This window comes from Pseudoalteromonas thalassia, assembly GCF_049257215.1.
Lineage (GTDB): Bacteria > Pseudomonadota > Gammaproteobacteria > Enterobacterales > Alteromonadaceae > Pseudoalteromonas > Pseudoalteromonas lipolytica_C.
In genome coordinates this window covers 13,393-29,238 of the sequence record NZ_JBMMUE010000002.1, presented here as the reverse complement: position 1 = coordinate 29,238, position 15,846 = coordinate 13,393, and the positions used below count along the sequence as shown (strand labels likewise).

Annotated in this window: 10 protein-coding genes; 3 read left to right on the top strand and 7 right to left on the bottom strand. The window is 39.9% G+C overall.

The window, feature by feature from the left end:
• Positions 1–55 precede the first annotated feature (55 nt).
• The gene (locus AAEU31_RS02575) at positions 56–2,791 is read right to left on the bottom strand and encodes a TonB-dependent receptor domain-containing protein (RefSeq protein ID WP_295508577.1); all 2,736 of its coding nucleotides are present in this window, start codon (positions 2,789–2,791) and stop codon (positions 56–58) included.
• 258 nt (positions 2,792–3,049) lie between these two features.
• Here AAEU31_RS02575 and AAEU31_RS02570 point away from each other — a divergent pair, with 258 nt between their 5' ends.
• Positions 3,050–4,255: an anhydro-N-acetylmuramic acid kinase gene (locus AAEU31_RS02570; RefSeq protein ID WP_421966329.1), complete on the top strand. Its 1,206-nt coding sequence runs from the start codon at positions 3,050–3,052 to the stop codon at positions 4,253–4,255.
• A gap of 3 nt (positions 4,256–4,258) precedes the next feature.
• Here the strand turns inward: AAEU31_RS02570 and AAEU31_RS02565 are convergent, their stop codons facing one another.
• Together AAEU31_RS02565 and AAEU31_RS02560 are read right to left on the bottom strand one after the other, a co-directional pair.
• Positions 4,259–4,735, bottom strand: coding sequence for a hypothetical protein (locus tag AAEU31_RS02565; protein ID WP_135926760.1), 477 nt, complete (start codon positions 4,733–4,735; stop codon positions 4,259–4,261).
• A gap of 180 nt (positions 4,736–4,915) precedes the next feature.
• Positions 4,916–6,727, bottom strand: a complete 1,812-nt coding sequence (locus tag AAEU31_RS02560) for a GGDEF domain-containing protein (protein ID WP_421966328.1) — start codon at positions 6,725–6,727, stop codon at positions 4,916–4,918.
• A gap of 224 nt (positions 6,728–6,951) precedes the next feature.
• Here AAEU31_RS02560 and AAEU31_RS02555 point away from each other — a divergent pair, with 224 nt between their 5' ends.
• Complete coding sequence (locus AAEU31_RS02555; RefSeq protein ID WP_240704566.1) at positions 6,952–7,815, top strand: hypothetical protein; 864 nt, start codon at positions 6,952–6,954, stop codon at positions 7,813–7,815.
• Between the two features lie 419 nt (positions 7,816–8,234).
• Here the strand turns inward: AAEU31_RS02555 and AAEU31_RS02550 are convergent, their stop codons facing one another.
• On the bottom strand, positions 8,235–8,570 hold the full coding sequence (locus tag AAEU31_RS02550) for a hypothetical protein (RefSeq protein ID WP_138558180.1): 336 nt from the start codon (positions 8,568–8,570) through the stop codon (positions 8,235–8,237).
• 345 nt (positions 8,571–8,915) lie between these two features.
• The gene (locus AAEU31_RS02545; RefSeq protein WP_421966327.1) at positions 8,916–12,674 is read right to left on the bottom strand and encodes a TonB-dependent receptor; all 3,759 of its coding nucleotides are present in this window, start codon (positions 12,672–12,674) and stop codon (positions 8,916–8,918) included.
• 495 nt (positions 12,675–13,169) lie between these two features.
• On the opposite strand from AAEU31_RS02545, the gene AAEU31_RS02540 reads away from it, so the two are divergent.
• A complete protein-coding gene (locus AAEU31_RS02540; protein WP_199527479.1) occupies positions 13,170–13,583 on the top strand; it encodes a VOC family protein in 414 nt (137 codons plus the stop codon).
• Positions 13,584–13,797: 214 nt separating this feature from the next.
• On the opposite strand, the gene AAEU31_RS02535 is transcribed toward AAEU31_RS02540, so the two are convergent.
• Together AAEU31_RS02535 and AAEU31_RS02530 are read right to left on the bottom strand one after the other, a co-directional pair.
• Positions 13,798–14,835, bottom strand: coding sequence for a methionine synthase (locus tag AAEU31_RS02535; protein WP_421966326.1), 1,038 nt, complete (start codon positions 14,833–14,835; stop codon positions 13,798–13,800).
• Positions 14,836–14,846: 11 nt separating this feature from the next.
• A complete protein-coding gene (locus tag AAEU31_RS02530; protein WP_199527481.1) occupies positions 14,847–15,824 on the bottom strand; it encodes a DUF1852 domain-containing protein in 978 nt (325 codons plus the stop codon).
• Positions 15,825–15,846: the final 22 nt, after the last annotated feature.

Below are 15,846 nucleotides of genomic sequence, written 5' to 3'. Positions count from 1 at the left end.
CGGGCAGGGTGCGCTTGAGGGGATCAATCCTGTGTAGCTAAAACAGTAGGATTAATTAGAAGCTTGGAGCATATCTTAGTGAAACACCGACTGAGCGGCCAATCACACTATAATCACTCACAGTGTTAAAGTGGTTTGCGCCTATTTCAGGTGTTGGTGGTTCACGGTCTAATAAGTTATCGACACCAAAGTTAACAGCAAGTTCCTCATTAACTTGCCATGCAGCGGCAAAGTCTAAGTAATTTTGTGCTGAAATTGTTTCTGAACGGTCAACAGCATACTCTACTTCACCAATTCTGCGCCAGCCAAGTTGGAAGTTCATGTTATCTAACTGCCAATCAATGCTTGCTCGGTGTTTGTAGTCAGCTTGTAAAACACTGGCAAAGTCACCAGAACAGGCGCTGCCGTAAGTTCCTTTACAGTCAACTTCAGGCACTGTGCTGTTGTTTTGGCGCGTTTGTTTAGTAACAAAATTACCTTGGTACGAGAATCTAAAACGACCACCCATTTGCTCTGGTGCATCAATGACATAATTTGCTGCAACGTCGATACCTTCTTGCTCAATTGCAGCTAAGTTAAAGTCATTAACGATAGCTGTGCTAATGAAACCGGTGTTTGGATCACGAAGTACCGCTCCACACAATGGGTTGTTCGGGTTCGGGTCGTCAACATAACAGCTTTGTAGCGCAGCACCTGGCTGAATTTGGCTTACCGCATCTGTTACGCGAATACTGTAGTAATCGAGTGATAAGTCAAAGCCTTCTAAATAGCTAGGTGTGTAAACAATGCCTAATGTATCTGACTCGGCTTGCTCAGGCTTAATATTTGGGTTACCACCATAGGTATATTTTGCTGTACTTGAGTCGAACTCAGTGCCAACTGGCGGCGCACCAAACGCAGCACATTGGGTCGCATCACCGGTACCAAGTAAACATGGATCGCCGTTATAACGCCCTGCTAGTCGTGGTACAAATTGATCGCTGTTTTGGTCAAATAATGATAACGATAGCGCTGTGATTGGGCTGGCAAACTCACCTAAGTTAGGTGCTCTAAACGCGGTTAAGCGGTTTGCACGAATACGAATATCGCTGTTAATTGCCCAGTTGATACCTAGTTTGTAGGTGTCTTCTGCTTCGGTATTTGAGTAATCAGAAATACGGTAGGCACCTTCAAAGCTAAGCTCTTCAGCAAATGGTTTATCAACCAAGATAGGCACTAAAATTTCAGCATAGAATTCTTCTGAGCTAAAGCTTGCATCCATATCAAATGCGCTAATAGATGCGAAGCTGGTACCGTTTCTAAATGCATCGCCCGGTGTTTGTTTACCGGTTTCTTTACGGTATTCATAACCGATTGCAAAATCAATAGCACCGGCTGGTAACTCAAATAAGAACCCAGAATCACCCGATAACGTTGCTGAGATTACGCTTTGTGTACGGTCGCGAGTGGTATATAGCAGTGGGTCACTAAAGTCACTGAAATCATGGTTTGGATCAAAAATATCTACCGAGTTTGCAAGGGCAGCAAAGCGACTATTACCACTGTTATCATTGCGATACGCATTATTATAAATGGTGGCTACTTCGTCGGTTTTACCGTACTGACCGTATACGTCATAGTATAGATAGTCTGTTATATCACCTTTTAAACCTAGTTGAAATTGCATTGAATCACGTACCGCTTCGGTGTGTTGCACACCTAAACCTAGGTTACGTTCAACATTAACAAGGGCATTGCCTTCACTATCAAACGTCAGTTGGTTGCGTAGTTCATCAGGAATATATGCATTGTCTTGCGTTAGGGTTACTTGCTCGTTAACAAAAATCGGGGTTTGACCACTGGCACCCGCACCATTTACGGTCACTTTAGAATACATTGCGCGGCCATAAGCAATGGCACTGTCGCTGACATCAACGTCGAATAATAAGCCCGCAGAAAAACGGTCCATTGGTTGAGTTAAATAACGATCAGGAGTGAAATCAGCTGTTTGACGCTCACTTGTTACAGCACCAGAATCAGCAATACCGATACTATTGCCAGATGCAACGTCAGTATAATAACCACCGCTGTTGATCATGCTTGTTGAGTTTTCAAGCGCGTAGTCACGCTCGCCGGCTAATAGCTCTTTACGCTCAGTATAACCAATATAGCCTGTTACATGGCCGCTGCCATCGGCGATATCGCCACCAAAAATAGCTTCAAAGTTAAGCTTTTCGTTACCGCCGTCGGCACTTTCGTAACTGGTTGAGAATTCAGCGCCAGTAAAATCATCGTCTAAAACAAAGTTAACAACACCAGCTACGGCATCGGCACCGTAAACCGCTGCTGCACCACCAGTTAATACATCAACGCGTTTAATTAATCCGGCAGGAATGGTATTTACGTCAACCGAGTTACGAAAACTAAATGGTACGGCGCGAGTACCGTCAATCAGCACCAATGTGCGGTTTTGGCCAAGGCCACGTAAATCAATGGTTGATGAGCCGAAAGAGTCACCCACTGTTGCACCTGTGCTGTTAGCACCTGCTGCAGCCTGTGGTAGTTTTGCGGTAATATCTTCAACGTTCACTGCGCGATCTAAGTGAATTTGTGCTTCATCAACACTTACGACAGGGCTGCTTGAAACCAGCTCAGTTCGTTGGATGCGTGAACCTGTAACAGTGATCACCTCGGGCTTTTTAACTTGTTCGGCGTCTTCTGCGTGGGCATAACTTATTACTGAACTTACAGCTAGAGCTAAAGGCGAGAGCAGCAATAGTGAGCGATGTCCGGTTGTTGTCTTTGCTTTCATGATGATTCCCTTGCGTTTTATCATTTAAATCAACGCAGGTTGGTTTACTACCTAGACCATTTAGTTAATTTAAAGAGTCATACTTTTTGTTATGATACGTCGTGTTCTCCTTTTGGGGAGAACACTGGTACAGTTTTAAAGCAATTTAAAAATCTTTGCAATAATTATTCTTTAAATCTATTATTTTAAAATATAAACTATTCCAAGTCGTCAACCCGCTTATTTACATCTAATAAGCTGATTTTAAGTGATTTATTTATGCATCAACATATTGAGAAACTGTATTTAAGCGCAAAAAAAGAAAAAAAATTAATTATTGGTCTGATGAGTGGTACCTCGTTAGATGGTCTTGATATCGCACTGTGTGAAGTATCAGGGCAGGGTATGAACACCCATGTAGAAGTATTAAAGTTTACCACCGTCGATTATGACGATGATTATAAAACGCGTGTAAAACGAGTATTTGCCAAACGCGAGTGCGACCTTGAAGAAGTCACTTTACTCAATCCATGGATTGGCCAGTTACATGGTGAAATGGTCGCAAAAACGTTAGCCTCTTGGGGGGTCGAAAATGAGCAGATAGATGTGATTGCCAGTCATGGTCAAACAATTTATCACTGCCCTAAAAACCAACATAAGCGCCCAGAATATGGCAATGCAACGCTACAAATTGGCGATAGCGATCACCTTGCAGTGACTGCTGGCATTACCACCATAGGTGATTTTAGACAAAAACACATAGCAGCGGGTGGTGAAGGTGCACCGCTTGCTGTATATGGTGATTATTTATACTTCACAAGTACCAGTGAAAACCGCATATTGTTAAACATGGGCGGCATTGCAAACTTAACCTACTTACCAAAATCGGCTGATCCACGAGCGGTTTTTAGCTCTGATATTGGCCCAGGCAATACCATTATGGATGCCTATGTACAGCGTTACTTTGCACCCCTTCATTATGATAAAGATGCCGCTATTGCAACAAAAGGCGCGGTAAATGAAGCTTTACTCACTGCGCTGTGTGATGATGCATTTTTTGGTTTAGGGTTTCCAAAAACCACCGGGCCAGAAGTGTTCAATCTAGACTATTTAGCAGCGGCACAAGCACGTTCAAATACGCAAGCGTTATCGCACTTTGATGTTATGGCAACTTTAGTGCAGTTTTCAGGAGTCATGATTGCCAAGGCAATTAACCAATGCAGTGAAGGCTTAACTGATGTGGCTGTATACGCCAGTGGTGGTGGGGTTCATAATCCATTATTAATGAAGATTATTTTGGCTCATTGCCCAGAGCTTACTGTAATAAATAACACTGATTCGTTAGGTATAAATCCAGATGCAAAAGAGGCTGTGTTATTTGCTATTTTAGCGAACGAATGTTTGTCGGGTGGGCAACAACGCTTTGGTAATACCGAGCAAGGGATCCCCGATATTACCATGGGTAAAATTAGCTTTGCTGACTAGGCCCTAAAAAAAAGCTAAAAAGGTTGCGCCAATATTGCTGATGTAACGGCGTAGACCTTGGTTTTTAGCTTGCTCGCTAGTTAAAAGCTCTGCTGATGTGCTTGCAGCAATGCTAACATCGAATTGGGCGCTGTCTTTAAGTGTTGCATGCATGCCATGCAGCATTAATTGCAGCACAAATTCGCCACTGTGCGTGACATTTTCTAAAGTAAGGCTGATCACGTGCTGTTCTAAATCGTGTTGTGTTAACGTGTACGCAGTAAAATAGGCAGACTCGCGGGCATCAGGGCGTGTTGCACTAATAGAGATCACATCACCTTCGTGAGCATCGTCAGGTAGCACACAACAAAATACAACACGCTTTTGCTCATTGGCAGCAAAATGCAATTGTTCATATTCCATAGTGTGCGCAAGCGCTGCACATAAAGGGTCTTCATTAGAGGGGAGTGCAAACGAAAGTTGCACCAAGGCACTGTCCATTACTTGTTCATTACATTAGGTGATTAAATTAGCGCCAATTATGAATTAATTAAATTACAGATTTATGACTATTGTCATATTACGTATTATTTATCGTAAAATCAGAACAAAGTTGAATGTTTAATTTGTTTGTTAAAACCTAAGTCTATTTATTTGATTGTTGTTGAACTCCTAAAAAAGTTAAGAGAAAACAGTATTTCGCCCCCCTTCTTTTGCCTTATAAAGGTGTAAATCGACCCTTTTGGCGGCCTGCTCCGTTGTTTCGTTAGGTGCAATTTCAATGACACCCAGACTAACAGTAGCGCTTATTGATAATGAGGTATGCTCCTTTTCGGCAACAGAAAGCCTAATACGCTCAGCAATCTCCTGTGCATTTTCTAAAGATTGATTCTCAAGCACAATTAAAAACTCTTCGCCACCAACACGACCTACCCGGTCAGAGCAACGGACTGTGTGCACAATCGTATTGACTATGGATATGATTAATTCATCACCTATATCGTGACCGTATTGATCATTGACCGCTTTGAAATAATCAATATCGATAGAAATCAAAGAGCTGACTTGTTTATTGAGTTTGTTTTGCTGCATGACACTTCGTTTTAAATTTAGAATAGCTCTTCGATTCGGTATGCCGGTAAGCTCATCTTTTAAAGCGAGTATTTCAAAATACTTTTTCTGGCGAACTTGTTTGAAGGTATAAATAGCGAATATCAGTAAACATAAGCAAGTTATCATCACCGTTAAGCCTTGCCAAAATGACTTATCTTCGGCTACTGCTAAAAGCTTTTGTTGTAGCTTTGACTCATGTTCTAAACGAGTAATTTCGCGGTTTTGTTGCTCATAGTTAAAGTTTAATCTGGCAGAAATAAGCATGTTATTTGCTAAAGCCTGCTGTTTTTTATTTATTAAATCGATTAATTGCCGCTGAGATGTTATTTGTAAGAAAGTATCTCCTGTTGCAGCGGCAAGCTGTGAGGTTAAATTTAAATAGCGCTCCTGTAAGCTCTCGGGCCAAGATTGTTGTTGCCCGGCTATCTTCTCATGAGATGTAACGGCTACTTGCAACTGAGCTGTAGCCAAGTACCATTCTGATTTAGTGAAGTTGTAAAGAGTCAAAATCCAACTGTCATCAACAGAAAGTGTTTTTAGCTCAATTAGATATGGCTCTGCCTGAGATAACCTATTTAAATTTATATTGAGTTCTGTCAGCTTTATTAATATGTAAGCATAGCCATTATCACTTTCGAAACGACGAACATCTTTTTTAATCGACTCGTATAATTCAACCGCCTTTATTAAGTCGCCTTTTTCTTCATAAGCATACGCGAGTAAATCGAGTACCTTGTATTGCTCTTGCTCATTAAATTTCGATAGCGCTAACTTAGCACGCTGCAATTGTTCAATTGCAAGTTCATAGTTGTACAACGCTATGTGAATATCGGCGATTTCTTTTAATGCGAGTGCTTTTTCGTAGTCGTTACCTGCTTTTTCAAATAACTGATAAGCTGTTTTTGCAGAGTCGAATGCCTCTTGATAGTTGCCTTTAGCTAACTGAATTCGGTTAAGTACAATGTGAGCAGTAGCGATGGTTGATAATTGCTTAGGGGAGGTTGTTTTTTCTACTGATGTAGTGTTGATTATAGGCTTTAAGTGCTCAAGAGCTGTTTGATAATCACCTTGTGTATACTCTTGGTTTGCTTCACAGACAGCAAGCTCATGTTTTAAGGTAATATTATTTGCTTTTTGGATGATTGGCTTGGCTGTTTCTAGAAAATGTTTATATTCACTAAGCCCGCTAGGAGTAGATGTATTAGAAAACCAACATTTAAATGCCATTACATGCGCATTATCTTGCACATCTGCATAAGGCATTTGCTGCTCTAATCTAGCTAAAATTTCGACAGATTCAGAATATGTTGTATAACCGTGAAGAACACGGTTGATTTCACTCTGAACATCATTTGCAGCCACATTGGTTGCAAATAGCAATATGCACAATATCCTTATCATCTGATCATTACTCCATACAGCTACTCTGATACCAATCAATGATATTTTTTTATAATTGCAGCTAGCTTAGCATAATGAAATTGTTGCTTATAAGATTTTATGTTGAAAAAATATAAATAATTTAATGCTTTAATCTGTTTTGATTTTCTTTCAAGCTTGAAAGTGGCTCAACTGCAAATTATGTAATTTTTTACCCAAATGGTATGGTTTTCAAAATAGTTTTAATCAAAAGGATTTATTTTTTCATGTTAAACAAAATATTACTTTGTAGTGCTTTTTTATTTTCTGTTACAGCACTGGCTGAAAGACCAGACTATTTTAATGATGAAATAGATAAAGAGTATCGCGCGGTATTAAAGCACATGGATGAAATGATGCCGCAAACCGATTTAGAGCTTGCCTACTTACCCTCTTTTTATCCGTTTAGCATCTTTGATATTCATGCCACTAAATTTAAAAATGACAAAGATAAGCAAGCGTTCACTAACTTTAACTTAGGAGTGCTTGGTAGCCAGTTTTTAAATGTTAAAGAGCAAGTTGGAACAAAACTTCCAAATTTAGTTATTTGTAAAAAAGAAAAGTGTACTGAACAAAGACTTAAGTTAATTCGGTCATTTTTAGATGTATCGGAGGCAGAAATTTTGGCATTTAAAAATAGCCAAACTTTAAAACTTGTCCAGCAATCTGCGCCGCACGTGTACCGTGTTAACAATACTTTTTATTCTCCCACCCAATTAATAAGTTATACACCATCAAAATATGCTGGGTTTGTACCCTCTGCCGATTATAAAATTCTAAGCCCTGATGCAGAGCCAAACTTGATGGAGCTATCAGCTGATACACAAGAACTCAGAGATTTAATGGTTGAGTATAAGGTTGCAGCTATTACAAAAGATGAGTATGACAGCGTCAATGTGATCTTTGGTGGCCTTAGCGATAATCATTGGGGAGTAGTCCTTTTAGATAAATACACTATACCTAAAAGCGGTGATAGAAATGCTTTTGGCCTAGAGTACGACATAATAAAACCACTCTCTAAAACAAGCTTTTATTACCAAACAAATTAAAATTACTTTACCAATAAGCTGATGAATTAATTGGAATACACAATGAGGATGTTTGAAAATAGCCAATTAAAGCATTCTCATTTTGTGTTTAAAAGTTTCACTTAGCAGTCTTTAGCAGGAAGAACCAGCAAACTTAAAATACAGCAACGAGTAATTGCGTTTGTTCAAGGCAATATAAAGGTCATTTCAAAAGTTAGTCATCTGATAAAGGTAAAGCATTTTTATCAGCGTAGTGATGGCAAAGCATCTATATTTTGGACACATCAAACCGGCAATGTTTGGCTAGATTAATGAAGAGCTTGCCATTTAATTGCGTGTATACAATAAAATGATCCACGTCACTGCTACAGCAAGAAATGGCAGTAACTTGATTAGTAACAGCCTGATAAAACTTTTTTTATCAGGCTATCACTCAGGTATCAACAAATATGGTACTCACCCTGCGGTTTGCTGCTTGATACAAAATACTCAAGTTCTGATTTTAGTACTTCAATAATATCTGATGTAAAAGGGGTTCTTATTTCACCTGAATCTAGGTATCTGAGTAAATCGATTTCGTATCTAAGTGCAGACTCAATTGAGTAACTAATTGGGTAAGTTATTTTAAACTGTTTCTGAGAGCATAACTTATCGCTGCTGTTTATGTTCACATAGAAAGTTAGTTGTTCATCTTCTTCATGAAGATCACTGCAGCTACCTTGCTCACGTATGCAATTTAAAACAATATTTTTAATGAAAATATCAAATTCGTTCATTGTTGTTCCTTTAACTAAATCCCACTCCATGGTCCAAATAAATTTAGCAAAAAGATGCTAGGTTATCCAGTTAGACTTACTTCTTTATTATTGTTTTATTGAGGGTTTAGAAAATAAGTATTGCTAAATAATGGCTTAAGTTTTTAGTAGTGGGTTATTTGCTTAAAGAATTTCTTTTTTAAAAGTTAGATTGGTGGTTGGGCGTTAGAACAGGTTTGTTTATTTTGCAGATGATTAACAAGTATTGAGTAGTTACTTTAATCGAGTTGCTGTAAATGAGGTGCGAAGGCTAGATGTAAACTATTAAGTGGCTATTTTAATAACCACTTAATAGAAAAATAATCGCTAAAAGGTCCAGTTTATGCCTAAGTAGTAGCGACGGCCATTAGTCCACTCATTAACAAATATCTTATCTAAATGATTTTGGTAATAAGGTTTTAACTCTTCAACAGGAATACCACTTGCTTGCGATAAAATGGCAAAGGCCTCTTCTCCTGAGACAGAAGACTCAACAATATTGTTGCCATTTTCATCTTTAGCGACAACGCGATTGCCTGTTGCGACACCATCTTCGCCAATTTCGTCGATCCATTTCATTTTATTAATAACTGGGTCATTAACAATTTGTGATGTTTTTATGTATTGCACAACATTTTCATTGGTTAAGTTTGTTACTGCAAAGCTTGCTACTAAATTGTCTAGGATTTGATAGGTCGCTTTGAAGTCGAGTTGTTGGCGCGCATCAGTGTAACGAATACCATCTGTAAAGCTGGCATTGGCGAATTCACTTCGATAGTTATATGACAACCGTGCCGAAAAAGTGTCATTTTCAAAATAAATAGATGCATTGAGGGTGTCTTGTGACTGTCCAAACATAGGTTCTGTTTGACTAACTGTTTGAGTATTAAACCCAGTAACTTCAAAGTACTCACGTTGAGACGGATCACTCAAATGAGTTTCTGTATCAGTCATATCAGCTATTTCATATGAAAAGGTTGAGGTGTTGAACTTTTGATCCGGCACATCTGTATAAGTGTAATTAATTAAGCCACCAAAACCATTACCGAAATCATGTTGTAACTGAAATTCAAGCCCTTTTACTTTTTGCTCACCTGTATTGAAGTAAGAACTAACAACGTAGTCTCCGTATATTGAGTAACCGTTATCATCTGTTTTCCCTTCATCCCCTAGGTAACTTAAGTCTTGAACTTGAGATGATGATCGCACCATATCTTTAATATCTTTTTGAAAGGCTGTAATGGCAAAAATAGATGACTCAGCAAAGTACCATTCTACGCCTACTTCAGAGTTGACTGATGAATATGAACCTAAGTTTGGATTACCAACCGATCCTCGGCGCTGCGAATCCATTGGTAGGCGCTCAGCATCTCCATTTGGGGTTAAATCTTGCTGTCTACCGTCAGTGTAGAATCGGTAGCGTTCGGTTACTAAGCTAAAGTTACTTCTGAGCTGAGTAAGGCTCGGATGAGAAATATTCTTTGACGCGGCGGCTCTTAGAACAAGATCGTCAGCAAGGTCATAAGCAATATTAAAACTTGGTAAATAGTCTTTAGTACTACTTTTTTGCACAAGCGGCGAATACTGATTAAAACCAGCAAGACCCGCGACATAATTTGGATCGGTTTCATCAATAGGGTATGAAAGAAGCTGACCATTTTCATCTTTTGCCACTTCATTACCGACAGATTCTCGTTGTGTGTCGACTACGCGAATACCTACATTACCTCTGAATTTTTCACCACTGAAGTTTGCCATTGCATAATAGGCTAGTAATTCTTCAGTTACTTTATAGGCTGATCCTGCCGATTCAGTTAAACCAGAACGACAGCCATAATAGTTTTCAGGGTTTGCTGAGTTTGCGATTGCATCTACACAAGCACCTTCATTCGGTGTGCCTTCTGAATTGAGTAATAAAAAGTGATCATTGAGCAATGAGTCACGTTTTGCTTGGTCGATATCAAAATATTCATTAGGTATATCATGACCCGCAGAGTCTAAGCCAGATACCGTACCACCTACAATTTGCTCTGCTAGAATGAGAGGGAAATCACTTGATTCATTTGCATAGCCATGAAAACGCGCTCCTTCTGTATAGTAGCGCTGTGTACGTTCTATATCGCGATACTTAGCGCCAAATTTGATGCTATCAATATAAAAGTCATTCTCGAAAGACCACGTAATATCTCCTTGCAGAAAATCTTCGGTGTTTTCACGGTAGCGAGCAGAGTTATTTAAGCCACCCGTTAGTAAATAAAACTCGTTAGTAGGCGCAAGCAAGAAGTTTTTAGCGCGCTGTTGTGCATCGATAAGCGCTTGCCCTGTTAGTGATGGGTCAGCCTCAAGCCCCCAATATACTTTGCCGGTATCGGGGTTATATCCATACCCTAAATTGACCCCTTCATAAGTTGGGATTTTTAAAGATGCATCGTCACCTGAGTAAAGCGTTTCGTAATCCCCATAACGACTGGCAAGTGTGGTTCCACGATCGAGTACGGTACTCTCTGCTTCTGTGTGACCAGCTTGAAACTTCATTACAAAGTCATCGTGTTCAAAATCAACAGTAAGATGGTAGCGATTTTGTTCAGTTTCGGTGCCACTTCTATCGTTTGAGTCACGACGGATCATTTCACCCCATCGGATATCGCCATCGTAATAGTTGTTACCATCCCAGACCATGCCTGCACCGCGAACTAAATTTGTGCCATCAATAGGGTAGGTTGCTGATAAAACAATATCGTGTTCAGGATCCATCACGAGTCGAGGATCGATGCCAGGCACTTCGTTGCTATACAGCAGTTGCACAATACGGTGTGGTTGAGCATATAAATTGTCATTTTTATTATCTCGATCAGATTTATTCTGATTTATCTCTAGGTTTAAACTTAAGTTATCAATAGGTGCCCACTGAAAGTTTAAAGTTGTATCTAGGCGGCTTTCATCGGTTGAGAAAGCTGGCGCGTAGACCATGTTACCTAATGTTCTAGCAGGAGTTTGACCTAACCCTGCTTCTCTTCTGCTACCCCAAAAAAGCCCCCATACTGGGTCAATATAAGTTGGGTCTATCACTTCATCTAGTTGCCCCCAATTTTGTGTATAGTTGTTCCATACACCAGAGTTACTGGGATCTTCTGTTGGCCAATAAGCACCATTATTTGCGACTGCTTCTAAGTCACCGTAGGTATAACCATTTAATGCCATGTGACGTGTAATGATTAGGGCATGATTGTTCATATGGCGCAGATTGATATCGCTGCTGGCACATGCTTCTGTTGGACACTCTATTGCATCTGTTTGTGCAAAGCCTGTGCTGATCGCGCCTTCATTACCAGCAATACCATCTGATTCAAAACCGGTACGAAATGCCTTGCGTTGTTGATGACTTACGCTAATTGAAGCGCCAAACTTTTTATTTTCAGAGACAAAGTTATAGGCTGTTGATACTTGTGGTGAATACTTCTTTGAAGAGTCGTTATACTCTGATTCAACATTAAAATACCCATAGCCATCTTCTTGTTCCAAAGGTTTTTTAGTATGTAGTATGACGGTGCCGCCAATACCACCGGCATCAAGGTCGGCACGGGCTGATTTATGGACTTCAATTTTAGAAACACGCTCTGCTGGAATATTTGAAAAATCAAAGGCATTACTTTCTGATTGGCCTGGTAAATAGGATGCTGATTTGGCTGATTGACCATTAACTAGGGTATTGGTTAGTTCGGGTGACGTGCCGCGAATAGACACTTTCGAGCCTTCACCAAATTGTCGCTCAATTTGTACCCCAGCCACACGTTGCAACGCTTCAGCCATATTTTTATCAGGGTTTTTGGCAATATCTTCTGTATTAATAGAATCAACAATAACATCTGAATATCGTTTATTATTCAAGTTCTCACGCAAAGATGAGCGAATACCTGTTACTTGAATAACTTCGATTTCTTCATCTTTGAGATTTTTTTCTGAATTTTTATTTGTGGGTAAGTCCTTTTTCACCTCTTGTGAAAAGGTTGGCATTGACATACTTGCAGTCAATAGCATTGCTGACTGAACCGCAATGGTCATTTTAGATAAGCGAAGAGCTTTCATTTTGCACCTTTCAAATTTGTTATTATTTTAATCTGACTCGTTGTTACTGAGCATTAATAGCGAAACTAAGACCCTTAAAGGATCTTACTTTTTAATTACCAGTGACCGAAATACAACACCTATACAGTCGCTGCTTAAATTAAAATAGTACAAATATAGAACAGATCAAGAATATTTTATTATTTATTTGGTGTTTTTGGATTTTCTTTTGTTTTGTACCTAAAAACTTTTAACTTTTTGTATTTAATTGAGTTTTTTCATTTTGGGGACGAGGTGTTTTTTCTGGTGTTTATATATACATGATCAATTAAAACAATTGGTTGAGCTTTTTGGGTGTCTTTTCTTTGAATATTTTATTCTTTATTTTCTTGTTTTTTTATCCGCTGATATTGCTGTGCTGCGGCTTTAAACTGTCATTCACTTAATCAGTTGTTTTGTTTTTTGTTAATAGGCACACTGATAATCCAAATGGGTTTTATGCAGTAAGGTTTTGTAATGAAAAATGAGATAAAGCAACACATCGGCAGTGTTGCACTGGTGGTAAATGATTACGATGAAGCCATAGCCTTCTACACCGAAAAATTACAATTTACATTGATTGAAGATACCGATTTAGGCGAGGGAAAACGGTGGGTTTTAGTCTCGCCACCGGGTTCTAATGGTACACACCTGCTACTTGCAAAAGCCAGTAATCAACAGCAAATGCACGCTGTTGGTAATCAAACCGGTGGTCGAGTATTTTTGTTTTTACACAGCAATGACTTTTGGCGTGATTACAACAGCATGAAAAGTAAAGGTGTTGTATTTAATGAATCACCAAGAGAAGAGCCTTACGGCACTGTGGTGGTGTTTCAGGATTTATATGGCAACAAATGGGACTTGCTTGAGCTTAAACACCCTAAAGGTTAACAGTGGCGCTAGTGATTAAGTTCTCGGGCGCGCGAAATACGTTTCACGCTTACGTATAATCCGGCTCTATTTCAAATTTAAAATTTGACGGGCTAAAGCCCGACCTACAAGGTCGTCATTTATGGCGACAAGGGATGAGGTAGTTGCGCACCTCGTACCTCGCATCTCGATCCTCGCAACTTCCCCCCTTTCCCCTAGTAACTCGCAACTACTCTTAGAGCCTAGCCGCTAGAATCTCCCCCCTCACAATCTCTGCGCCTTTACTTAGCGCACTGAGCTTGGCGCTTGCTATGTTACGAGGGAGGGGAGCCATACCGCAGTTTGTGCATGGGTAAAGCTTGTCGGCATCAACATATTTAAGCGCTTCACGTAATGTGTGTGCTACCTCGTCAGGGGTTTCAACTTCATTGCTTGCTACATCAATGGCGCCAACCATCACTTTTTTGCCGCGTATCAGTGCTAATAGCTCAATGGGTACGCGAGAGTTGTGGCACTCCAGCGAAATAATATCGATATTCGACTTTTGAAGTTTTGGGAATACTTCTTCGTATTGGCGCCATTCATTGCCCAGTGTTTGTTTCCAGTCAGTGTTGGCTTTGATCCCATAGCCGTAGCAAATGTGTACGGCGGTTTCGCACTTTAAGCCTTCGATTGCTCTTTCTAGGCACTTAATGCCCCAGTCATTCACATCATCGAAGAACACATTAAACGCAGGCTCATCAAATTGAATAATATCAACACCCGCGGCTTCGAGCTCTTTTGCCTCTTGATTGAGGATTTTGGCAAATTCCCACGCCAGTTGTTCACGGCTTTGATAGTGCGCGTCGTACAAGGTGTCGATCATGGTCATAGGCCCTGGCAGCGCCCATTTTATAGGTTGCTTGGTCTGCGAACGTAAAAACTTGGCGTCTTCAACAAACACTGGTTTGCTGCGTGATACCGGGCCAATCACACTCGGAACACTTGCTTCGTAGCGATTACGAATGGTTACGGTTTTACGGTTCTCAAAATCAACGCCATTTAAGTGTTCGATAAAGGTCGTTACAAAGTGTTGGCGGGTCTGCTCGCCATCGCTCACGATATCAACGCCAGCTTGTTGTTGCTCTTGTAAGGCAACGCGTAGTGCGTCTTGTTTGCCGTCGGTAAGTTCTGCACCTTGTAATTTCCAAGGTGACCATAAGGTTTCAGGCTCAGCAAGCCAAGCAGGTTTTGGTAAACTGCCTGCTGTAGATGTCGGTAATAACTTTTTCATTTTTACTCTCATTAAATTGTGCAGTTAGCAGACCACTTCTCAAGTACTGATTGATAAGGCTTAATAAAGTGTTGTTCAGTAAATTTACCTTGTGCAACAGCCAGTTGGCTGCGCTCTTCACGGTCGTAAACGATTTGCGTGATAGAGTGATCGTTGTTTCTTAAATTTGGTTGATAGCAACTACCCGCCACGGCATTGGCGTTATAAATTTCTGGACGGTAGATTTTCTGAAATGTTTCCATGGTGCTGATGGTGCTGATCAATTCTAGGTTGGTGTAATCATTCAGCAGGTCACCAAAGAAATAAAACGCCAGCGGAGCAACTGTGTTTGGTGGCATAAAATAGCGCACCTGTAAGCCCATTTTTTTAAAGTATTGCTCGGTCAATGAGGACTCATTCGGTTGATACTCAACACCTAAAATCGGGTGTTGGTTTTCAGTGCGATGATAGGTTTTATTATCAGAAACGCTTAAACAAATAACAGGAGGTTTTTTAAAGTGTTGTTTATAGGTTTCTGAATTTATAAAGCTTTTAAAAAGTTTGCCATGAAGATCACCAAAGTTATCTGGAATAGTAAACTCTGTTTTGTTTTTATTATGGTCAAGCAATAGCACGCTAAAGTCGTAATCACGTACATACGATGAAAAGTTATTACCAACAATTCCTTCGATACGTTCATTAGTTTGGTGATCAATGATATTGGTTTTTAATACCTCAATAGATGGGAAAGCTTCAGCGCTCCCCGCAATTTCTAAATCAACCGAAATGATTTCAAGTTCTACTGAATAGCGGTTGCCTTGCGGGTTATCCCAATTTGCTAGTGCATTAAAGCGGCTATCAATCATTTTTAATGCATTACGCAAATTTTGTTGACGGCTTGCGCCTCGTGCCAAGTTAGCAAAGTTAGTTGTAATACGCGTGCTGTTAGATGGGTGATAGTTTTCGTCTAGCTTTAAACTTTTAACTGTATATTTAAAATCGTTGTTCATAGCAATGTGTCCATATTTCCTG

What these genes read in the sequence shown, in the direction of transcription:
- AAEU31_RS02575 (WP_295508577.1), bottom strand. Translation starts at nt 2,791, where the DNA reads ATGAAAGCAAAGACAACAACCGGACATCGCTCACTATTGCTGCTCTCG.
- AAEU31_RS02565 (WP_135926760.1), bottom strand. Translation starts at nt 4,735, where the DNA reads ATGGACAGTGCCTTGGTGCAACTTTCGTTTGCACTCCCCTCTAATGAA.
- AAEU31_RS02530 (WP_199527481.1), bottom strand. Translation starts at nt 15,824, where the DNA reads ATGAACAACGATTTTAAATATACAGTTAAAAGTTTAAAGCTAGACGAA.
- AAEU31_RS02550 (WP_138558180.1), bottom strand. Translation starts at nt 8,570, where the DNA reads ATGAACGAATTTGATATTTTCATTAAAAATATTGTTTTAAATTGCATA.
- AAEU31_RS02555 (WP_240704566.1), top strand. Translation starts at nt 6,952, where the DNA reads ATGGTTTTCAAAATAGTTTTAATCAAAAGGATTTATTTTTTCATGTTA.
- AAEU31_RS02570 (WP_421966329.1), top strand. Translation starts at nt 3,050, where the DNA reads ATGCATCAACATATTGAGAAACTGTATTTAAGCGCAAAAAAAGAAAAA.
- AAEU31_RS02535 (WP_421966326.1), bottom strand. Translation starts at nt 14,835, where the DNA reads ATGAAAAAGTTATTACCGACATCTACAGCAGGCAGTTTACCAAAACCT.
- AAEU31_RS02540 (WP_199527479.1), top strand. Translation starts at nt 13,170, where the DNA reads ATGAAAAATGAGATAAAGCAACACATCGGCAGTGTTGCACTGGTGGTA.
- AAEU31_RS02545 (WP_421966327.1), bottom strand. Translation starts at nt 12,674, where the DNA reads ATGAAAGCTCTTCGCTTATCTAAAATGACCATTGCGGTTCAGTCAGCA.